At 67.9% G+C, this 17,150-nt stretch carries 24 protein-coding genes; 14 read left to right on the top strand and 10 right to left on the bottom strand.

Features of this window, described 5'->3' with window-relative positions:
* Positions 1-10 precede the first annotated feature (10 nt).
* Genes pgeF through lgt form a run of 4 tightly spaced genes read right to left on the bottom strand, consistent with a single transcriptional unit; the run spans position 11 to position 3,132 of the window.
* On the bottom strand, positions 11-772 hold the full coding sequence (gene pgeF / locus EKM57_RS07680) for a peptidoglycan editing factor PgeF (RefSeq protein ID WP_129791914.1): 762 nt from the start codon (positions 770-772) through the stop codon (positions 11-13).
* Complete coding sequence (locus EKM57_RS07675; protein ID WP_129791913.1) at positions 769-1,278, bottom strand: GNAT family N-acetyltransferase; 510 nt, start codon at positions 1,276-1,278, stop codon at positions 769-771. Before EKM57_RS07675 ends, pgeF begins: the two co-directional genes overlap by 4 nt.
* Entirely contained in the window at positions 1,278-2,294 is a 1,017-nt protein-coding gene (locus EKM57_RS07670) for a class I SAM-dependent methyltransferase (RefSeq protein ID WP_243450939.1), read from the bottom strand. The genes EKM57_RS07675 and EKM57_RS07670 overlap by 1 nt, the downstream gene beginning before the upstream one ends.
* Positions 2,275-3,132, bottom strand: coding sequence for a prolipoprotein diacylglyceryl transferase (gene lgt / locus EKM57_RS07665; protein WP_129791912.1), 858 nt, complete (start codon positions 3,130-3,132; stop codon positions 2,275-2,277). The genes EKM57_RS07670 and lgt overlap by 20 nt, the downstream gene beginning before the upstream one ends.
* Before the next feature lie 96 nt (positions 3,133-3,228).
* Here lgt and EKM57_RS07660 point away from each other — a divergent pair, with 96 nt between their 5' ends.
* From EKM57_RS07660 to EKM57_RS07650, 3 genes are all read left to right on the top strand, one after another.
* Entirely contained in the window at positions 3,229-4,902 is a 1,674-nt protein-coding gene (locus EKM57_RS07660; RefSeq protein WP_129791911.1) for a class I adenylate-forming enzyme family protein, read from the top strand.
* Positions 4,903-4,969: 67 nt separating this feature from the next.
* Positions 4,970-5,356 carry a hypothetical protein gene (locus tag EKM57_RS07655; protein ID WP_129791910.1) on the top strand — a complete coding sequence of 129 codons (387 nt, stop codon included), beginning with the start codon at positions 4,970-4,972 and terminating at the stop codon, positions 5,354-5,356.
* Between the two features lies 1 nt (position 5,357).
* Positions 5,358-5,753 carry a hypothetical protein gene (locus EKM57_RS07650; protein WP_129791909.1) on the top strand — a complete coding sequence of 132 codons (396 nt, stop codon included), beginning with the start codon at positions 5,358-5,360 and terminating at the stop codon, positions 5,751-5,753.
* A gap of 61 nt (positions 5,754-5,814) precedes the next feature.
* Here EKM57_RS07650 and EKM57_RS07645 read toward each other — a convergent pair whose 3' ends face one another.
* A complete protein-coding gene (locus EKM57_RS07645; protein ID WP_129791908.1) occupies positions 5,815-6,411 on the bottom strand; it encodes a YdeI family protein in 597 nt (198 codons plus the stop codon).
* A 46-nt stretch (positions 6,412-6,457) separates the two neighbouring features.
* Entirely contained in the window at positions 6,458-7,369 is a 912-nt protein-coding gene (gene rarD, locus EKM57_RS07640; protein WP_129791907.1) for an EamA family transporter RarD, read from the bottom strand.
* A 112-nt stretch (positions 7,370-7,481) separates the two neighbouring features.
* Here rarD and EKM57_RS07635 point away from each other — a divergent pair, with 112 nt between their 5' ends.
* From EKM57_RS07635 to EKM57_RS07595, 9 genes are all read left to right on the top strand, one after another.
* Positions 7,482-8,003, top strand: coding sequence for a hypothetical protein (locus EKM57_RS07635; protein ID WP_129791906.1), 522 nt, complete (start codon positions 7,482-7,484; stop codon positions 8,001-8,003).
* Between the two features lie 52 nt (positions 8,004-8,055).
* Positions 8,056-8,445 carry a ribose-phosphate pyrophosphokinase gene (locus EKM57_RS07630; RefSeq protein WP_129791905.1) on the top strand — a complete coding sequence of 130 codons (390 nt, stop codon included), beginning with the start codon at positions 8,056-8,058 and terminating at the stop codon, positions 8,443-8,445.
* Between the two features lie 63 nt (positions 8,446-8,508).
* A complete protein-coding gene (locus tag EKM57_RS07625) occupies positions 8,509-9,183 on the top strand; it encodes a hypothetical protein (protein ID WP_129791904.1) in 675 nt (224 codons plus the stop codon).
* A gap of 74 nt (positions 9,184-9,257) precedes the next feature.
* Entirely contained in the window at positions 9,258-9,635 is a 378-nt protein-coding gene (crcB, locus tag EKM57_RS07620; protein WP_129791903.1) for a fluoride efflux transporter CrcB, read from the top strand.
* A complete protein-coding gene (locus EKM57_RS07615) occupies positions 9,632-10,741 on the top strand; it encodes an RluA family pseudouridine synthase (RefSeq protein WP_129791902.1) in 1,110 nt (369 codons plus the stop codon). The genes crcB and EKM57_RS07615 overlap by 4 nt, the downstream gene beginning before the upstream one ends.
* Positions 10,742-11,359: an FMN-binding negative transcriptional regulator gene (locus EKM57_RS07610; RefSeq protein ID WP_129791901.1), complete on the top strand. Its 618-nt coding sequence runs from the start codon at positions 10,742-10,744 to the stop codon at positions 11,357-11,359.
* On the top strand, positions 11,356-12,015 hold the full coding sequence (locus EKM57_RS07605; RefSeq protein ID WP_129791900.1) for an HAD-IA family hydrolase: 660 nt from the start codon (positions 11,356-11,358) through the stop codon (positions 12,013-12,015). Before EKM57_RS07610 ends, EKM57_RS07605 begins: the two co-directional genes overlap by 4 nt.
* On the top strand, positions 12,012-12,242 hold the full coding sequence (locus EKM57_RS07600; RefSeq protein ID WP_129791899.1) for a hypothetical protein: 231 nt from the start codon (positions 12,012-12,014) through the stop codon (positions 12,240-12,242). The genes EKM57_RS07605 and EKM57_RS07600 overlap by 4 nt, the downstream gene beginning before the upstream one ends.
* Positions 12,239-12,931 carry an ATP12 family protein gene (locus tag EKM57_RS07595; protein ID WP_129791898.1) on the top strand — a complete coding sequence of 231 codons (693 nt, stop codon included), beginning with the start codon at positions 12,239-12,241 and terminating at the stop codon, positions 12,929-12,931. Before EKM57_RS07600 ends, EKM57_RS07595 begins: the two co-directional genes overlap by 4 nt.
* Positions 12,932-13,031: 100 nt before the next feature.
* Here the strand turns inward: EKM57_RS07595 and EKM57_RS07590 are convergent, their stop codons facing one another.
* On the bottom strand, positions 13,032-13,613 hold the full coding sequence (locus EKM57_RS07590) for a hypothetical protein (RefSeq protein WP_129791897.1): 582 nt from the start codon (positions 13,611-13,613) through the stop codon (positions 13,032-13,034).
* A 118-nt stretch (positions 13,614-13,731) separates the two neighbouring features.
* On the bottom strand, positions 13,732-14,364 hold the full coding sequence (gmk, locus tag EKM57_RS07585) for a guanylate kinase (RefSeq protein ID WP_129791896.1): 633 nt from the start codon (positions 14,362-14,364) through the stop codon (positions 13,732-13,734).
* A gap of 259 nt (positions 14,365-14,623) precedes the next feature.
* On the opposite strand from gmk, the gene EKM57_RS07580 reads away from it, so the two are divergent.
* Together EKM57_RS07580 and EKM57_RS07575 are read left to right on the top strand one after the other, a co-directional pair.
* Complete coding sequence (locus EKM57_RS07580) at positions 14,624-15,148, top strand: DUF1697 domain-containing protein (RefSeq protein ID WP_206185340.1); 525 nt, start codon at positions 14,624-14,626, stop codon at positions 15,146-15,148.
* The gene (locus tag EKM57_RS07575; RefSeq protein WP_129791894.1) at positions 15,145-15,711 is read left to right on the top strand and encodes a DUF2585 domain-containing protein; all 567 of its coding nucleotides are present in this window, start codon (positions 15,145-15,147) and stop codon (positions 15,709-15,711) included. The genes EKM57_RS07580 and EKM57_RS07575 overlap by 4 nt, the downstream gene beginning before the upstream one ends.
* A gap of 179 nt (positions 15,712-15,890) precedes the next feature.
* On the opposite strand, the gene EKM57_RS07570 is transcribed toward EKM57_RS07575, so the two are convergent.
* Positions 15,891-16,427 (bottom strand): DUF4142 domain-containing protein, encoded by a 537-nt coding sequence (locus EKM57_RS07570; protein WP_243450938.1) that lies wholly within the window; start codon positions 16,425-16,427, stop codon positions 15,891-15,893.
* A gap of 206 nt (positions 16,428-16,633) precedes the next feature.
* Positions 16,634-17,137 carry a VOC family protein gene (locus EKM57_RS07565; protein ID WP_129791893.1) on the bottom strand — a complete coding sequence of 168 codons (504 nt, stop codon included), beginning with the start codon at positions 17,135-17,137 and terminating at the stop codon, positions 16,634-16,636.
* Positions 17,138-17,150 lie beyond the last annotated feature (13 nt).

Below are 17,150 nucleotides of genomic sequence, written 5' to 3'. Positions count from 1 at the left end.
GGGTACCCCCTTATCCAGCCAGTGCGATCAGCGAGATCTGCCGCCCGTAATCGGGCTCGCCGCGATGGGTCGCGCGTCGGTAGCTGAAGAACCGGTCGGGATCCGAATAGGTGTCGAGCCCCAGCGCCTCGACCCGCCGCACGCCGGCACCACCCACGCGTGCGGCGACGAAGCCCTCGAGATCGAATTGATGGTGGCCGTCGCGGCCGGGCGTGAAGAATCGCTCATGCTCGGGATCGGCCTCGGTGAAGCGGCGCAGGAACCCCTCGTCGACTTCATAGCTTCTCCGCGCGATCGCCGGGCCGATCGCTGCGGCGATCCGGGCGCGGTCCGCGCCGAGCGACTCCATCGCCGTCACCGTCGCCTCGACGACGCCGCCGAACGCGCCCTTCCAGCCGGCATGGGCAGCGCCGATCACGCCCGCGGCGGCGTCGGCGAACAATATCGGCGCGCAATCGGCGGTGAGGATGCCCAAGGCGAGACCGGGCCGATCGGTGACGATCGCGTCCGCGTGCGGCCGCGCCTCGTCGGGCCAGGGCCCCGTCGCCACCACCGCCACCGCCGAGTGGACCTGGTGGACCGTCACGAGCGTCGCCCCAGGGGCAACCGCCTCGACGGCGCGGCGGCGATTCTCCGCGATGGCGGCGCGGTCGTCGCCCGAACCGAGCCCCACGTTGAGCCCTTGGCAGATACCCTCGGACACCCCGCCGCGCCGGCCGAGAAAGCCGTGCGGCGCCTGGATGAGGGCGGAGCATATTGCCTCGACGGTCAAAGGTTCAATCGCATGATCAGGTCATCGTCGGCTTGGTTGCCGACCATGAACTTATTTTCGCCGGCATATTCGAAGCCATAGCGCTCGTAGAAGCGGCGCGCGCGCACATTTTCGGTGAATACCGAGAGCTGGACCGCGACGGCGCCCCGGGCGCGGGCTTCGGCGAGCACCCATTCCATCAACGGCGGCGCGAGGCCGGCACCCTGCCAGGGCTTGCGGATGTAGAATTGGCGAAGCTCGATCGTCGGCCCTTTCGCCTCGAGCGGCAGCGAGGGCGGGCCGATCTTCGCATAAGCCGCGGCGCGGCCATCGGATTCGCCCAGCCGGATCGAATATTCCGGATCCGCCAGGTCGGCGCGCCATTTCTCCTCGCTGTGGTTGACGAGGAAGGCGGCGAGATCCTCCGGCGTGTAGAGATTACCGAACGTCTCGACGAAGGTCTCGCGGCCGATCGCCGCCATGATCGCCGCATCCTCCGGGCCCGCCTTGCGCCACTGGACCGTCATCAGAAGCCTGCCGGCTGCGGCCAGCCGGGCGCGACCAGGGCCACTACCTTGAACAGCCGGCCCATCTGCGCCGGCCCGGTGAGGCGGTCGCGGGCGGCGGCGATCTCCTCGGTCCGCTCGGGCGCCGCCTTGGCGAGCGAGGCGGCGCGCAGCTGTATTCCCATCGCTTCCAGCCAGTCGCCCTGGCCGACCGGTCCGAACACGCGCGCCCCGGCGGACCTTGCAGCCTCGGCAAGCGCGGAGAAGTCGACATGCGCGGTGAGGTCGCGGGTTCCCGGCGCTTCCCACGGATCGGCGTAACGGTGGCCCGCGACGGCCTGGAGCGTCTCGCCTACTCCCGGTCGGTCGTGTCCGTAATCTGCGATCAATGCCGCTCCGCCCTGCGCGACGAGCCGGCGGGCGAGCGCGCCGACGGCCTCGATCGAGGCGGGCGAATCCTCGACGAGCGCTTCGGCCGCATCGCGCCTGAAGCGTCCCTCTTCGAGCCGGACACGAAGTTCGCCGCCGCCCAGCGCATGCTGGCGGACGGGCAGCGCGTCGAAAAATTCGTTGGCGACGACGAGCAGCGGGCCGTTGCCGGGAACCGTCGCCATCGTCTCGTGCCAGCGCGCCGGTGGCAGGCGCTCGGCCTGAGCTCTGCGCAGCGTCGGGCTGATTTCGACCAGGTCGAGCGGCGGCTCCAGTCCCGTGCCGCGGAGCGCCCGCAGCGCGTCCTGAGCCAACGTGCCGCGACCGGGGCCGAGCTCGACATAGCGCGTGCCCTCCGGCTTCCCGGCGCGCAGCCACAGGTCGGCCAGCCACACGCCGATCAGCTCGCCGAACATCTGGCTGATCTCGGGGGCGGTGATGAAGTCGCCGCTCCGGCCGAGCGGGTCGCGCGTGGCGTAATAATGCGCATTCGCCTCGGCCATGTAATCGGCGACCCCGATCGAGCCCTCGCGCGCGATCCGGCGGGCGAGCCGGTCGGCGACCGTCTCGTCCTTTACCGGCGCATCGTCAGGAAGCGGCAGCGCCATCGGCCGGGACCGGGCGAACCCGCGCGGTGCGGCGGGTCGCGGTGAGGATGAGGTAGAGGCCGATCAGGATCATCGGCAGCGACAGCCATTGGCCCATATGGAGATGGGTGATGCGGGCGAACTCCATGAGATGCTCGTCGGCCTCCCGGAAGAATTCGACGAAGAAGCGGCTGAGCCCGTAGCCGAGCACGAAGGTGCCGACCAGCATGCCCGGCTTGTAGCGCGCCTGGGTCCGCCAGAACATGAAAGCGAGCACCAGGAACAGGACGAAGCCTTCCAGAAAGGCTTCGTAGAGCTGGCTCGGATGGCGGGCTATCTCGCCGCCGGTGGGGAAGATCACCGCCCAGGGCACGTCGGTCGCCCGGCCCCACAGCTCGGCGTTCACGAAATTGGCGAGCCGCCCGAGGAACAGGCCGAAGGGAATGCAGCAGGCGACATAATCGTGGATCCGAAGCCAGTCGAGGCCGTGGCGGCGCGCCATCCAGAGGATGCCGAGCGACACGCCGATGACCCCGCCATGGAAGGACATGCCGCCTTCCATCACCATCGGGATCTCAAGCGGATTTTCCAGATAGTATAAGGGACGATAGAACAGGACGTAGCCGAGCCGGCCGCCGAGGATGATCCCCAGCGTCGCGTAGAAGACCATGTCGTCGGCGTGGCGCCGCGCCATCGGTGCCCCCGGCTGGGCGAGCAGCTTCAGCAGGTACCACCAGCCGATGACGATCCCGGCGAGATAGGCAAGGCTGTACCATCTGAGCTGGAAGAAGCCGAGGTCGACGATCACCGGATCGAGCCCGAGATTCTCCCAGCGTATGGCGTTCGCCGTCGCTGTCATCGATGTCAGTAAGGCGTCGATCAAGGCTTCCCCCTTCGGGCTCGCGCCTTCATAGTGGGGGGAGAAGGAAAGGCAAAGCACGGGAGATAGCCGAGGATGCCGAGCGCGCTCGACCGGAAATATGATGCCGTCCTGGAGAAGGTCCTCGGCGAAGGCGGCCGTGTCCAGATCGGCCGGGACCCCGACGGGCGGGCCATCGTCACCAACCTGCCGCCGACGCTGCCGTCGCTGTTCGACGTCTTCTGCATGCTTCATGGCGAGGTCGAGGGCGTCGTCGCGGGAGACGAGCGGCTGACCTTCGCCGAGCTCAACCAGCACGCCACGCGTTTGGCCCGGGCCCTCGCCGGCTCCGGGATCGTCAAGGGAGACCGCGTCGGAATCGCGATGCGCAACTGCCCGACCTGGATCGTCGCCTGGATGGCCGTGCTGAAAGCAGGTGGGGTCGCCACCCTGATCAACGGCTGGTGGCAGGCCGACGAGATGCGCCACGCTCTGTCGCTGACCGAGCCGAAGCTTGTGATCGCCGACGCGTCGCGTGCGCCGCGCATCGACGCGACCGGGCTCGGAATCGCGACCGCCGTCCTGCCGGTCGAGCGCAAGGTCGAGGAAGCGATGGGGCCCTTGCTCGGCGGCCCCGATGCCGATCTGCCGTCGGTCGCGCCGGAGGACGATGCGACCATCCTGTTCACGTCCGGATCGACCGGCGTCGCCAAGGGCGCCGTCTCCACCCATCGCGCGGTAACGACCGGCGTCTACGCCTACGCGATCGGCCTGCTCACCTTGCTCGGCATCAAGGAGAGCGAGGGCCAGCCGCCCGTCAACCCGCCCAAGACCCTGGTCAACGTGCCCCTGTTCCACGTGACCGGCGAGGTGCCGGTCCTGCTCAACAGCTTGGTTATCGGCCGCACGATGGTGCTTATGCCCAAATGGGACGCCGGTGAGGCGATGCGGCTGATCGAGGCGGAGAAGGTCACCTATTTCGTCGGCGTGCCGACGATGAGCCTCGAGATGATGACGCATCCCGACCGCGACAAATATGACCTTTCGACCCTGACGGACATCGCCGCGGGCGGCGCGCCGCGCCCGGTCGCCCACGTCGAACGGCTGGAGGAGACGTTTCGGGGTGCCCAGCCTGCTCTCGGCTACGGCTTGACCGAGACCAATGCCGTCGGCTGCGGCAATTTCTGGGCAAATTATCACGACAAGCCCGCTTCGACCGGGCGCGCGCAGCGGCCGCTCGTCGAATTGGCGATCCTCGGTGAGGGCGATGTCCACCTGCCGCCGGGCGAACGGGGCGAGGTCGCGATTCGGTCGGCCGCGAACATACGCGGCTACTGGCGCGACGAGGAGGCGACCCGCGCGGCCTTCACCGCAGACGGCTATGTCCGCACCGGCGACGTCGGCTATCTCGACGAAGACGGCTATCTGTTCATCGTCGATCGCAAGAAGGACATCGTCATTCGGGGCGGCGAGAATATCAGCGCCCAGGAGGTCGAGGCGGCGATCTACACGCATCCGGCGGTATCCGAGGCTGCCGTCTTCGGCGTTCCCGACGAGCGGCTCGGTGAGGTGCCGGCGGCGGTGGTCTATGCCGAAACGGGCGGGCTCACCCGCGACGCGCTGCTGGAGTTCCTGGCCGGGCAACTCGCCCAGTTCAAGCTGCCCGCTTATGTCTGGATCCGGGAGGAGCCGCTGCCCAAGCTCGGTACCGGCAAGATCGACAAGGTCGAGCTCAGGGACCGCTATCGCAAGATCGCCGACGCGGCCTAGAACGGCCTGCCCTGCAACTCAGGGCGCGCTCGGTCATTGTTCAGCCGAACCAACAAGGGAGCGAGACATGCGCAAGCTCATGATCGGAACGGCGGCCGCCGTGGCGGCCGCGGTGGCAGGATGCGACGGCGGCGCTCCCCAGCCGGCGAACCAGCAGGTCGAGGTGCCTGGCCCCGAGGCGGTCCAGAACCGGCTCGAGGAGATGCCCGAAGCGGCGCGGAACGCCGTCTTCGTCCGGGCGATCCGCGATTCCGGGCAGGACTGCCAGCATGTCGAGAGCTCGTCGCGCGCCGGCGAGCATCAGGGCTTTCCGGTCTGGACCGCCCGCTGCCTCGGCGGCGTCGAATGGACGATCGTGATCGGCAATGACGGCACCGCTTCGGTCCTCAATCCGGCCGAGGCACGGCTGGTCGAGACCAACGATTCCGCCGCGCAGAATGCGCAGGGCGAATAGGATGCGATTCCGGGGCGCGGCGGCCGCTTTGCTGGTCTTGACGGCGGCGGCCTGCGACGAAGGGCCTCCGCCCGAACAGGCACCGGCCATCAAGATCGCCAATCCCCATCATGACCAGCTGATGGCCCTGAACCCGGACATGCAGCGGCTCGGCGTGATGCGGGCGATCCGGGACAATGGCATGCGTTGCCAGCGGGTCGAGGCGACGCGCTACCAGGAAGATTATCGCAACATGGCCTTGTGGGTGGCGCTTTGCAACGACGGCCGCCACTGGGCCTTGTTCATCGCGCCCAACGGCGACACCCAGGTCCGCCAGTGCAGCGAGATGCGCGAGCTCGGCCTGCCTCAGTGCCGCCCGGCCGACGGGACGGGCACAGCCGCGAACGAAGGAAGCTGAAGGCTCCGCCGCGAATCGGCTCGGATCCAGCTGTCGCCGGGATAACGGTCAGGCTGAGCCCTCAGCAATTCTGGTACTTCCAGTGCCGGCGCTTGCCCTCGGCCAACCATTCGACCGCCTGCGCTAGTCGCTTGGTCCGGGTCTCGTCGCGCTTGGCCTCGGTGATCCACTCGACATATTCGCGCTGGGCGCCGGCCGGGAATCCGTCGAACGTGGCGGCCGCGGCCGGATTGGCGTCGAGCGCGGCGCGCATGTCCGGCGGCATCGTCAGCGGCGGCTTATCATGCTTGCGGCGGGGCGCCTTCACGCCTTCGTCGCTCAGCTTCATCGCCTTACTGACGAGGGCCTCGAGCTCGGACCGGACCGGCAGGTCGGCGATCGCCGTCAGCTTGCCGAACTGCCCCATGCCGCTCATCTGCACCTTTTCCTGGCCGACCACGAGCCCGCCGCGCCAGAAGCCGAAGGTGGCATGCTGCTTGAAGGCAGCCATCCCAGCCAGCATCTCGCCGCGATAGGTGAAATGGGGAGCCCCCCATTTCAGTGTCTCCTCGCAGTCGGGGCAGGCCGCGTGCACCGCTTCGCGAAGATGTTCGAGGATGGGGCGGGCGAAGTCGGCCTGCCGGGCGATATAGGCGTCGACGCGCGGGTCACTCTTCATGCGGCACCTCACCAGGGCGGCAGCATGACTCCGTATGCGGCTGGCCTCAAGCCGGCGCTGTCGGCCCGGCCCGCGACCGTGCCGACCACAAGCCGTCGAGGGTGAAGATGACGAGCGCGGTCCAGATTGCGCCGAAGCAGATCATGTGCGCCGTCGTCAGCGGCTCTCCGAACGCCAGGACGGCAAGGAGGAACTGGAGCGACGGCGCGATATATTGGAGAAAGCCGAGGGTTGAATAGGGCAGGCGCCGCGCCGCGCCGGTGAACAGCAGCAGCGGGATGGCGGTGACCGCGCCGCCGAGCGCGAGCAGGACGTCCGTACCCCAGCCGAACTGGCCGAGGCCGCCGCTGCCGGCCTGCTGCAGCCATAGGACCCAGCCCAGGGCGATCGGCGCCAGGAGCGCGGTTTCGATCGACAGTCCCTCGAGGGAATCGACCGGCGCCACCTTTCGGACGAAGCCGTAGAGGCCGAACGAGACGGCTAGGGTCAGGCTGATCCACAGCCCCGATCCGGCTCCGATGGCAAGCACCGCGACTCCGGCGCCGGCGAGCAGGGTGGCGGCGATGCGGGGGCGGCTGAGCTTCTCCTTGAGCAGCACCACGCCGAGCAGCACGTTCACCAGCGGATTGAGATAATAGCCCAGGCTGCCCTCGAGCAGATGGCCGCTCACCACGGCGTAGATATAGGTCAGCCAGTTAATCGCGATCAGCAGGGACGTGACGATGAGGGTGATCACCACCCGGCCCGCGGAGAAGGCAGCGGCGATGGCGGACCATCGCCGCCACAGGGTGACGATCACGGCAAGGAGCACCACCGACCAGATGATCCGGTGGGCGATGATCTCGGTGGCGGGAATGTGGGCGAGCGCCTTGAAGTAAAGCGGCAGCACGCCCCACGAAAGATAGGCGCCCAGACCGAGCAGCAGCCCGGCGCGCTCGCGGCTTGAATCGTGCGCCATGGCGCGCGCCCTACGGGAGGCGATAGACTCGGGCAAGCGGATCCGGCCCGTATTGTATTACGTAGATAATACAGTTACCATTGCCTCCTGATCGAGGCGAGGAGGACAAGGGATGACCCTCTCGAAGCTGGTTCCGGCCATGGCCGCCGCCACCCTGCTGGTCGCCTGCGAGGCGCGGATCGGCAACGACGCGCCCTCAGTCGAGGAGAATGCCAGCGCGGCCGGGCGGGCCGAGGAGGGGCGACTCACCGTGGAGGCGCCCGGCTTCAACATGTCGATCAGCATTCCCGAGGGCATCCGTTCGCGTGCCGAGATGGATGAAGGAAGCCTGCTCTATCCGGGATCCACCTTCGCGGGCATGCACGTCCAGGGCGGACGGGAAGGGCCGGGCGGCCAGGATGGCGGCGAGGTCGAGCTGCGCTTCACCACGGGCGACGCGCCTGGACAGGTCGTCGGCTGGTATCGCGATCCGGCGCGAGGGCAGGAATTCGCGCTCGAAACGGCGCGGCCGGAAGGGAACGGCTTCGTCGTCACCGGCACCGATCGCCAGGATGGCGATCGCTTCACCCTCCGGATCGCGCCCGGCGCGGGCGGCGGCACCGAAGGGCGACTTCTCCTCTCCGGTTCGAATTGATACGAGCCTTCTTCCGGCGGCGAGGCGCATCCGCTGCCGGCGAGGGAGGGACATGGCCGAACCGCTCGCCGATCCCGATGAGGTGCGTGCGCATCTCGTCGCCGCCGCCCGTTCCGGCGTGGCTCTGAGCTATGGCGAGTTGCTCGAGCATCTCGGCTATGCCTTTTCGCGGCCGAAGATGCGCCAGCTCTGCGCCATTCTCGGCGAGATCGACCGGGTCGCCGCCGAACGCGGCGAGCCGGAGCTGGCGGTCCTGGTCGTGCGCCGGAGCGACGGCCTGCCCGGCCAGGGCTGGTGGCTCGCCGGAGGCGGCCGTGAGCGCGGTTATGAAGGTCCCTGGGATGGGCCGGAAGCCGCCCGCTTCATCGCCGCGATGCAGGCGGAAACCTTCGCCTTCTGGCAGTCCGATTATGACACACAGGCGCCGCCGGGCGCCGATTAACCATGTCTGCTCACCCATCGGCGGGGGCTTTTGCGCTAGAAGGCGGCCAAGAGGAGCCGCGACATGCAGACCCGATTCTCCCGCCTTTCCCGCACGGCCGCCCTGGTCGGCCTGCTCGCGCTTGCCGCCTGTGGCGGGGGCGAGGGCAACAACCTATCCGAGCTCGACAACGCCCTGCTCGCCAACGGCGCCGATCCGGCGCTGACCAGCGCCTTGGAGGACCAGATCCTGGTCGACCCCAATCTGGTGCAGCAGGCGCATCCCAACACGGTCCGCCCGCCCGAGGGGCCGGTCCAGGCGCAATATCCCGCAGGATCGGCGGCCGAAAGCGCGCGTCGTGCGATGGCCGGAGGCAACCGCGCCCGCGCCGCATCGGCCGGGGGCGTCGAGACGAGCGCTTGCGGCGTTCCGTTCCAATATGGCCCGCAATGGGCCGAGCGTCTGCCGGCGGCCTTCCCGCCTTATCCTGGCGGACGCGTGACCGAGGCGGCCGGTAGCGATTCGGGCAATTGCCACATGCGCGTCGTCACCTTCCGCACGTCCGACCCTTATGCGCGTGTCCTCGATCATTATCGCGGCCTCGCCACCCGGGCCGGCTTCTCGGCCGAGCATCAGGTGCGCGGCGCCGACCACGTCCTTGGCGGCGTCGATGCCGGCAATGACGGCGCCTTCTACCTGATCGTGACTCCGCTCGAACGCGGTTCGGACGTTGCGCTGATCGTCAACAAAGGGGCCTGATCGGCGGCCCCTCTGACGAAAGGGGCCGGCTGCGCCACTGGCGTCCCGCCGTGCGGCTCGCTACATCCGCGGCGATGCCCAACCTCCTCCTCGTCATGATGGGCGGCGCGCTCGGTGCCGGCATGCGCTACGGCGTGGGGCTTGCCGCGGCGCGGCGGCTCGGGGCCGCCTTTCCGTGGGGTACGTTGCTGGTGAACCTGGCCGGCGGCCTGTGCGCCGGGTTGCTGCTCGGCTTTCTCCTCGATCGCGGCGGGACGGCCGATCCGTGGCGGCTATTCCTGGGCGTCGGGTTGCTCGGCGGCTTCACCACCTTCTCCGCCTTCAGCGCGGAGACCGCTTACATGCTCCAGCGGGGCGACGTCGGACAGGCGGCCTCTTACGTCCTCGTCTCTGTCGCCGGCGCGCTGGCCTTGCTCTTTGCCGGCCTCTGGCTGGCCCGGGCGGCGGCATGAGCGCTTCGGAACAGGTCCGTACCTTCACCGTCGAAGAGGAGGATGACGGGATCCGCCTCGACCGCTGGTTCCGCCGCAACCTGCCGGAGGCGAGCTTCGGGATGGTGGCCCGATGGGCCCGGACCGGACAGCTTCGGGTGGACGGCCGTCGCGCCGCCCCCGGGGACAGGATCGAAGCCGGCCAGACGATCCGGGTGCCGCCGATCGACGAGCCGGCCGCCGAGACGGGCCGCAGCCGCCCCGTCCGGGAGACGCTGACCCCGGACGAGGTGGATTTCGTGCGATCGCTGGTGATCCATAGCGATCCGGCCGCCATCGTCATGAACAAGCCGCCGGGGCTCGCCACCCAGGGCGGGACGAAGACCGTGCTCCATCTCGACCGGCTGCTCGATGGCCTCGCCGAGGAAGGAGGGCCGCGGCCCAAGCTCGTCCACCGGCTCGACAAGGACACTTCGGGAGTCCTGCTGGTGGCCCGCACGCCACGCGCCGCCGCTTTCTTCTCCAAGGCCTTCTCCGGCCGCACCGCCCGAAAGGTCTACTGGGCCTTGGTGGTCGGCGTGCCATCGGTCGAGGACGGACTGATCGAGCTTCCGCTTGCCAAGCAGCCGGGAACCGGCGGCGAAAAGATGCACGTTGACCAGGGTGAAGCGGGCCAGCCCGCGCGAACCCGGTACCGCGTGATCGATCGCGCCGGCAACCGCGCGGCCTGGATCGAGTTGCAGCCGCACACCGGGCGCACGCACCAGTTGCGCGTCCACATGGCCGCGATCGGCCACCCGATCGTCGGCGACGGCAAATATGGCGGGCAGGAAGCCTTCCTGACCGGATCCATCAGCCGCAAGATGCACCTCCACGCCCGTCGGCTGAGGATCGACCATCCCGACGGTGGCCGGATCGACGTCACCGCGGAGCCCGCCGACCACTTCCGCGAGAGCCTGGCCTCGCTCGGTTTCGACCCGGCACTCGGCGACCTGCCGCTCGACGAAGTCAGATATTCGGACACGCCCGAGGGCAAGCGGCGCGCTGCCGGCGCCGCTGCGAAGGCTCGGCGCAAGGGGCGGCGCGGCGAGCGGCGAAGCCGGAGGCGCGACGAGGGCGGACACTGAATGCATCCCAATCGCGCCTTTGTCTGGAAGGACCGGGACTCGATGCTCGATCTCGTGCGCGAGGTCGCCTTTTGCACGATCTGCGCCGATGGTCCGATCCTTGTCCACGCGCCGGTCGTGGTCCGTTCGCCGGACCGAATTCTCTTCCATGTCGCGCGCGGGAATCGCGCCTCGTCGCGACTCGACGGCGCGCGAGCGATCGCCTCCTGCGTCGGGCCCGAAGCCTATATCAGCCCCGACTGGTACGGGACGGCGGACCAGGTCCCGACCTGGAACTATGTCGCGGTAGAAGCTGAAGGTCCGCTACGCCGGCTCGACCAGGCGGAGCTGACGCAGCAGCTTGAGGATCTCAGCGCCGAGCAAGAGGCGCGGCTCGCGCCAAAGCCGCCTTGGACCCGCGCCAAGATGTCGCCGGGCCGGTTCGAGGGCCTGCTGAAGGCGATCATCGGCTTCGAGTTGAAGATCGAGGATCTGCGCGGAACCCTCAAGCTCGGCCAGAACAAGAGCGAGGCGGAGCGGCTCGGGGCCGCCGACGGTCTTGCCGCGCTCGACCCCGAAATGGCGCGGCTGATGCTTCAGAAAGCCATCCCGGCCCCCGGCGGCGGGGACCGGGCATGAATCGCCTCGCCATCTTCGACTGCGATGGGACGCTAGTCGACAGCCAGCACAATATCTGCATGGCAATGGAGCTGTGCTTTGCCGCAGCCGGGCTCGAAGCACCGTCGCGCGAGCGGACCCGCTCGGTGGTGGGGCTCAGCCTCGTCGAGGCGATGCGGGCGATGCTGCCCGACGCCGCCTCGGAATCCCACCATGCTTTGGCCGAGGCCTACAAGCTCGCCTTCCAGGGGATGCGCGCGCGTGGCCTGGCCGACGAGCCGCTCTATGAAGGGATCGACGAGTTGATCGCCCGGCTGGAGGCGGCGGGTTGGCTGCTCGGCGTCGCCACCGGAAAGTCCGACCGGGGCCTTGCTTTGTGTCTCGATCATCACGGGCTTGCTGGTCGCTTCGTCACGCTCCAGACTGCCGACCGGCACCCTTCCAAGCCGCATCCGTCGATGATCGAACAGGCGATCGCCGATGCCGGCGCGTCGGCCGGGACGACCCTGATGATCGGCGACACGAGCTACGACATGGCGATGGCGCGGGCGGCCGGAGTGACGGCGATCGGCGTCACGTGGGGCTATCACGACCCGGAGGCGTTGCGTGAGGCAGGCGCGCACTACCTTGCCGAGCACCCCCTCGAGATACTCGAACTGATGAAGGCCATGGCATGACTCCCCAAGATCAAGAGGCGATGTGGCGCAACCGCTTCATTGCGATGAACCTGCTTCGGATCGGCGCCACCGTCGGCGTCCTTGCGTCGCTCGTGCTCTGGCAAAGCGATATCTTCGTCGAGGGGGGGTCGATCGTCGGATTCCCGCTCGCTTTGATCTTTCTGGTGGTCAGCTTCTGGGGTCCGAAATGGCTGGCCCGCCGCTGGCGCGAGCCGCCGACGCCGTGAGGCGCTTTTACAAGCAAGCCGAGACCGAGCGTGGCGGTGCGGTCCTGCTCGACGGGAAGCCGATCCGGACTCCGGGCCGAAAAGCGCTGGCGCTTCCGACTGGTGCGCTCGCCGAGGCGGTGGCGGCCGAGTGGAATGCCCAAGGCGAGAAGATCGATCCCCATTCCATGCCGCTGACCGGCCTCGCCAACGCCGCGATCGACCGGATCGCCCTGGATCGGGCGGCATTCGCCCGCAGCCTCGCCGTCTATGGCGAAAGCGACTTGCTCTGCTATCGGGCGGAGGCTCCGCCGCGGCTGGCGGAGCGCCAGGCGGAGCAGTGGGACCCGATCCTGGCTTGGGCGCGGCGGCGGTACGACGCAGATTTCGAAGTCGCGACGGGAATCATCCATCGTCCGCAGCCGCCGGGAACGCTCGATCGCCTGGCCCAGGCGGTCCAGGCCCGGAACGCATTCGAGCTGGCCGGCCTCTCCCCCTTGGTGACGGTGTCGGGCTCGCTCATCGTGGCCCTGGCGCTTACCGAAGGCGGAATCGACCTAGAGACCGCCTGGGCGGCCGCCACTCTGGATGAGCAATGGCAGGCCGAGCAATGGGGCGAGGATGCCGAGGCGGCGAAGGCGCTTGCGGCCCGCCGGCACGATTTCGAGGCGGGCTTCCGCTTCCTCTGCCTGCTGGGACGGGACGGATAGCAAGGGACTCTGCCATTTCGTTCCGGCTCAGCCGGTCCTGGAGCGGCTTCAGGCCGGGCGGGCGTGCCTGGCCATGGAGCGCGTGCAATTTCGGCAGCCGTCAGACGTCGGTCGGCGCGTCCTCCGGACCAGCCCGGGAGACCGGCAGGAAATAAGCGAGGATAAGGCCGGCGGCGCCGAGCGCGAGCGCGTCGGCGACGAAGAGGTAGATGAAATGGCCCCAATCGTGGTGGTTGTAGATCGGCTCGCCAAGTCGCGTGAAGGTCGCGGCGGCGACGGCGATTAGGACCGCCACCCGTGCCCGTGACGGGAAATCGGGAACGCGGCGGTCTATCCCGATCAGGGCGGCGCCGATCGTCAGCGCGACGAGGAAGTTGAAGACGAGCCCGCCGATCAGCGCCGTCGGATCGGTCGCCGGAAATCCGGCGGTATTGTAGTGGATCGTGGCAATCGGCCCTTGGCCGTACATGACCGTCTGGGCGGCCGATGCGCCGGGCTCCGGAACGAAATAGGTGCCGGTGCGCGGCAGGTTTGCGGCGAGCGCCTGCTGAACTGCCGCGGCCTGCCCGTCGTCGACGTTGCGGGTGCCGAGATTGCTGAGGCCAAGCGGGCCGAAGAAGATGAGACTGATGACGAACATCGCGACCGAAGCGACCGCCGATCCGAAGATGACCCGTATCATGTCGATCCTCCCTCTGCGCTAGACCATGACCGCCTCGGGCTCGGCCCGGAGCGGATCACGACCCCCTTCTGGGAGCCCTAAGCGAGACGGAACGCTTTTGTTCCGGCGGCGAAGCGCTTCAGCCGATGAGCTCGCGGACGAAGTCGTGGAGGAACACCCGTCGGGTCGCCTTGAGCCGCTCGGCCTTGAGAATGTTGTGGACGAGCTCGCGGCACTTTTCCGCACTGTTGTTGATCAGCACATAATCATATTCGGCCCAGTGGCTCATCTCGGCGGCGGCGCGTTCCATCCGGCGGCCGATCACTTCCTCGCTGTCGGTTCCGCGGGCCCGCAGGCGGCGCTCCAGCTCTGCCAGGGATGGCGGCAGGATGAATACTCTGACGATGTCGGGGTCGACCTGCTTGAGCTGCTGCGTACCCTGCCAGTCTATGTCGAGCAGGACGTCGCGTCCCGATTCGATCACCTTGAGCACCTCGCTCTTCAGCGTGCCGTAGCGGTGGCCGAAGACGTGGGCCCATTCCAGGAAGTCCCCCTTTGCGACCATCGTGTCGAAAGTGGCGTCGTCGACGAAATGATAGTCGCGTCCATCCTCCTCGCTGGGCCGAATCGGCCGGGTGGTGGCGGAGATCGACATGGCGATGCCGTCGTCGGTAGCGAGGAGCATGCGAGCGATGGTCGACTTGCCGGCACCGCTCGGGCTGGAAAGGACGAAGAGCAGGCCTCTCCGTTTGAAGGCGCTTGTGACTTCCATGCGCGCTAGACCACGTTCCGGAAGAGCGGAACCCGACGGCAGTGGGAAAGCGGTCCAGGTTTCAATTTCTTGCCGCGCTCCCTGATCGCAAACAGGCTCCCGCGTCCACGGGGAGTGCCCTAGTGGCGGAGCGGAAAGCCGGGCGTCAAGGGATTGCGCGCGGCTCGGCCGGCCTTTCGCCTTAAACGGCCGCGAAAGCCTGCGCGTCCGGGGCAGACGCGAGCCGCTTTCCTGCTAGACAGGCGCGATGGAGCGGATGGTGGCGCTGCTGCGGGGAATCAATGTCGGTGGCCGTAGCCTGCCGATGGCCGATCTGCGTGCGCTCTGCGCCGAGCTCGGGCTGGCCGACATCGCCACCTATATCCAGAGCGGCAACATTGTCTTCTCAGCCCGGGAGCGGCCCGAAGCGGTAGCGGCCGAACTCGAGGCTGCGATCGAGCGCCGGTTCGCGATGAAGGTTCCCACGGTCGTCCGCACCGCGGGCGAGTGGCAGGGTATCGTCGCGGCCAATCCCTTCCCCGATGCGGCACGCGAGGCGCCGAACTGGCTGCTGCTCATGGTGGGGAAGACGGCGCCGCCCCAGAATATCGAGGGGGCGATGGAGGCGACCGGCGCGGCGGGCGAAAGGGTTCGCCGGGCGGCGGGCATATTGTGGATCCACTACCCGGCCGGGATCGGCCCGTCCAAGCTCGTCTGGCCTAAGACCTTCGCGGGCGAGCCGTTCGTGGCGACCACCCGAAACTATCGCACCGCGATGAAGCTCTTGGATATGCTGGGCGCATGACGCCCCTCATTCCCCGTCGCTACTGGTTCATCGCGGCCGCGATAGCCTGCGGCACGGCCGCCATCCTGCTGTGGATGGGCCGCCCGCTCATCTGCGCCTGCGGCGAGGTAAGATTATGGGTCGGGGAGGTGCATGGACCGCACAACAGTCAGCATCTCATCGATTGGTACACGCCAAGCCACATCATTCACGGCTTTCTCTTCTACGGCCTTGGATGGCTGTTCTTGCGTCGCAATCCTCCCGGCGACCGGCTGATCGCCGCAATGGCTATCGAGGCCGCCTGGGAGATATTGGAGAATACCGACCGGGTGATCGACCGGTACCGGGAGGCGACGATGGCGCTGGGCTATACCGGCGACAGCGTGCTCAACTCCCTGGCCGACATGTTGTGGATGATCGTCGGCTTCGCCATCGCGCGTCGACTCCCCTTATGGGCTACCGTGGCGCTCGCGATCGGATTCGAGCTGTTGGCGCTGATCGTGATCCGCGACAATCTGACTCTCAACGTACTGATGCTGCTGGCGCCGATCGAATCCGTCGCTGCGTGGCAGGCCGGCGGCTGAAGAACTCGGAACGACGACCTAGCCCCCCCCTATGCCTTCCGTCACTTTGCCGGTGCCCCCGCAATGAGGGCACGGCTCGCCCTCCAGCCTGCCGGTGCCGTTGCAATGGCGGCAGAGATTCTCTCCCGTTCCGGGCGTGCCCGGCTCGGCCTCGGCGGAGGGCGAGTCGTCGTCCATCATCAGTCGAGCTGCCTCGCACGCTCGAGATGCTGCGTGATTATGGGCACTGCGGAATTCGCCGCCGTCCGCAGCGGCGGAGCGTCGCCATTGCGGGCGTAATTCTGGTGCAAGCCCAGAGCCATCTCGTGGGCCTGGATCTGCTGACGAACGAACAAGTTGTCGAACGCGGCGCCCGAGGCCTGCTGGAGGTCGTCGAGCATTCGGCGGTGCATCGGCGTCAGCGAAGGCGGGGGCGGGTTCATGCCGGCGCTTCGCGCTGCGCTCATCACCTGCTGCGTCGTCTGGGTGTGATGCTGTACCAGCATCTGTCCGAACTGCCGCAGTTCGTCGCGTTGGGCCTTTTGCTGGGCGAGCTGGCCCGACTGGATCTCGTAGAGATCACTGGAACCCGCCATGGCGACATAAGCGGTGCGCTCCTCGGGGGTGGCGTCTCCAGCGGCCGCGGCCGCGGCCGAGGTTGCGCCATCGTCCATTGGCGCGCACCCGACGATCAGGGTCGCCGACCCCGCGAGTGCAATCAAGTAGCTGCGCATCATTCGATCCCTCCTGTTCTTCGACGACCGCGAAACAGGCCCGGAACCGCCGAGTTCCGCCCCGGAGCGCGAAAGAAGCGTTTATTTAACGTGAGTTAGAGGGATTCTTCAGGCGGCCTCCGGCGCGCTCACATACGACAGGGCGCAGCCGCGACGGGCGCGGAGCCGGTCCGGCCCGCGCCCGAAGACGGCGGCGGAAGCGGGCCAAATCAGGAGCCGGTCGCGGCCTCCGGCTCCGCTGCGTCGGCGGCGCGCTCCACTTCGGCGATGTCGATCTTGACCATCTTCATCATCGCCTGGGTCGCCCGGCGGGCGCGGGCCGGGTCGGGATCGGATACCAGTTCGAGCAGGCGCTTGGGCGTGATCTGCCAGGACAGGCCCCAGCGATCCTTGAGCCAGCCGCAGGCGCTCTCCTCGCCGCCATTGGCGAGGTGCGCCTCCCACAGTCGGTCCGTCTCCGCCTGGTCTTCGGTGCGGATCATGAAAGAGACGGCTTCCGTGAACGGGAAGTTGGGGCCGCCGTTGAGGCCGATATAATTCTGGCCTGACAAGGTGAACTCGACGACGAGCACCGAGCCTTCAGAGCCCGACGGCGTGTCGGCGGGGGCGTGGACGATCTTGTCGATGCGGCTGTCGGGAAGCAGGGTCACGTAGAAATTGGCGGCTTCCTCGGCATTGTGGTTGAACCAGAGGCAAGGGGTGATCTTCTGCACGATGCTCTCTCCT

The organism is Sphingosinicella sp. CPCC 101087, assembly GCF_004151485.1.
GTDB lineage: Bacteria > Pseudomonadota > Alphaproteobacteria > Sphingomonadales > Sphingomonadaceae > Allosphingosinicella.
The sequence above is the reverse complement of the archived record's forward strand: the minus strand, read 5'-3'. Positions and strand labels throughout refer to the sequence as shown.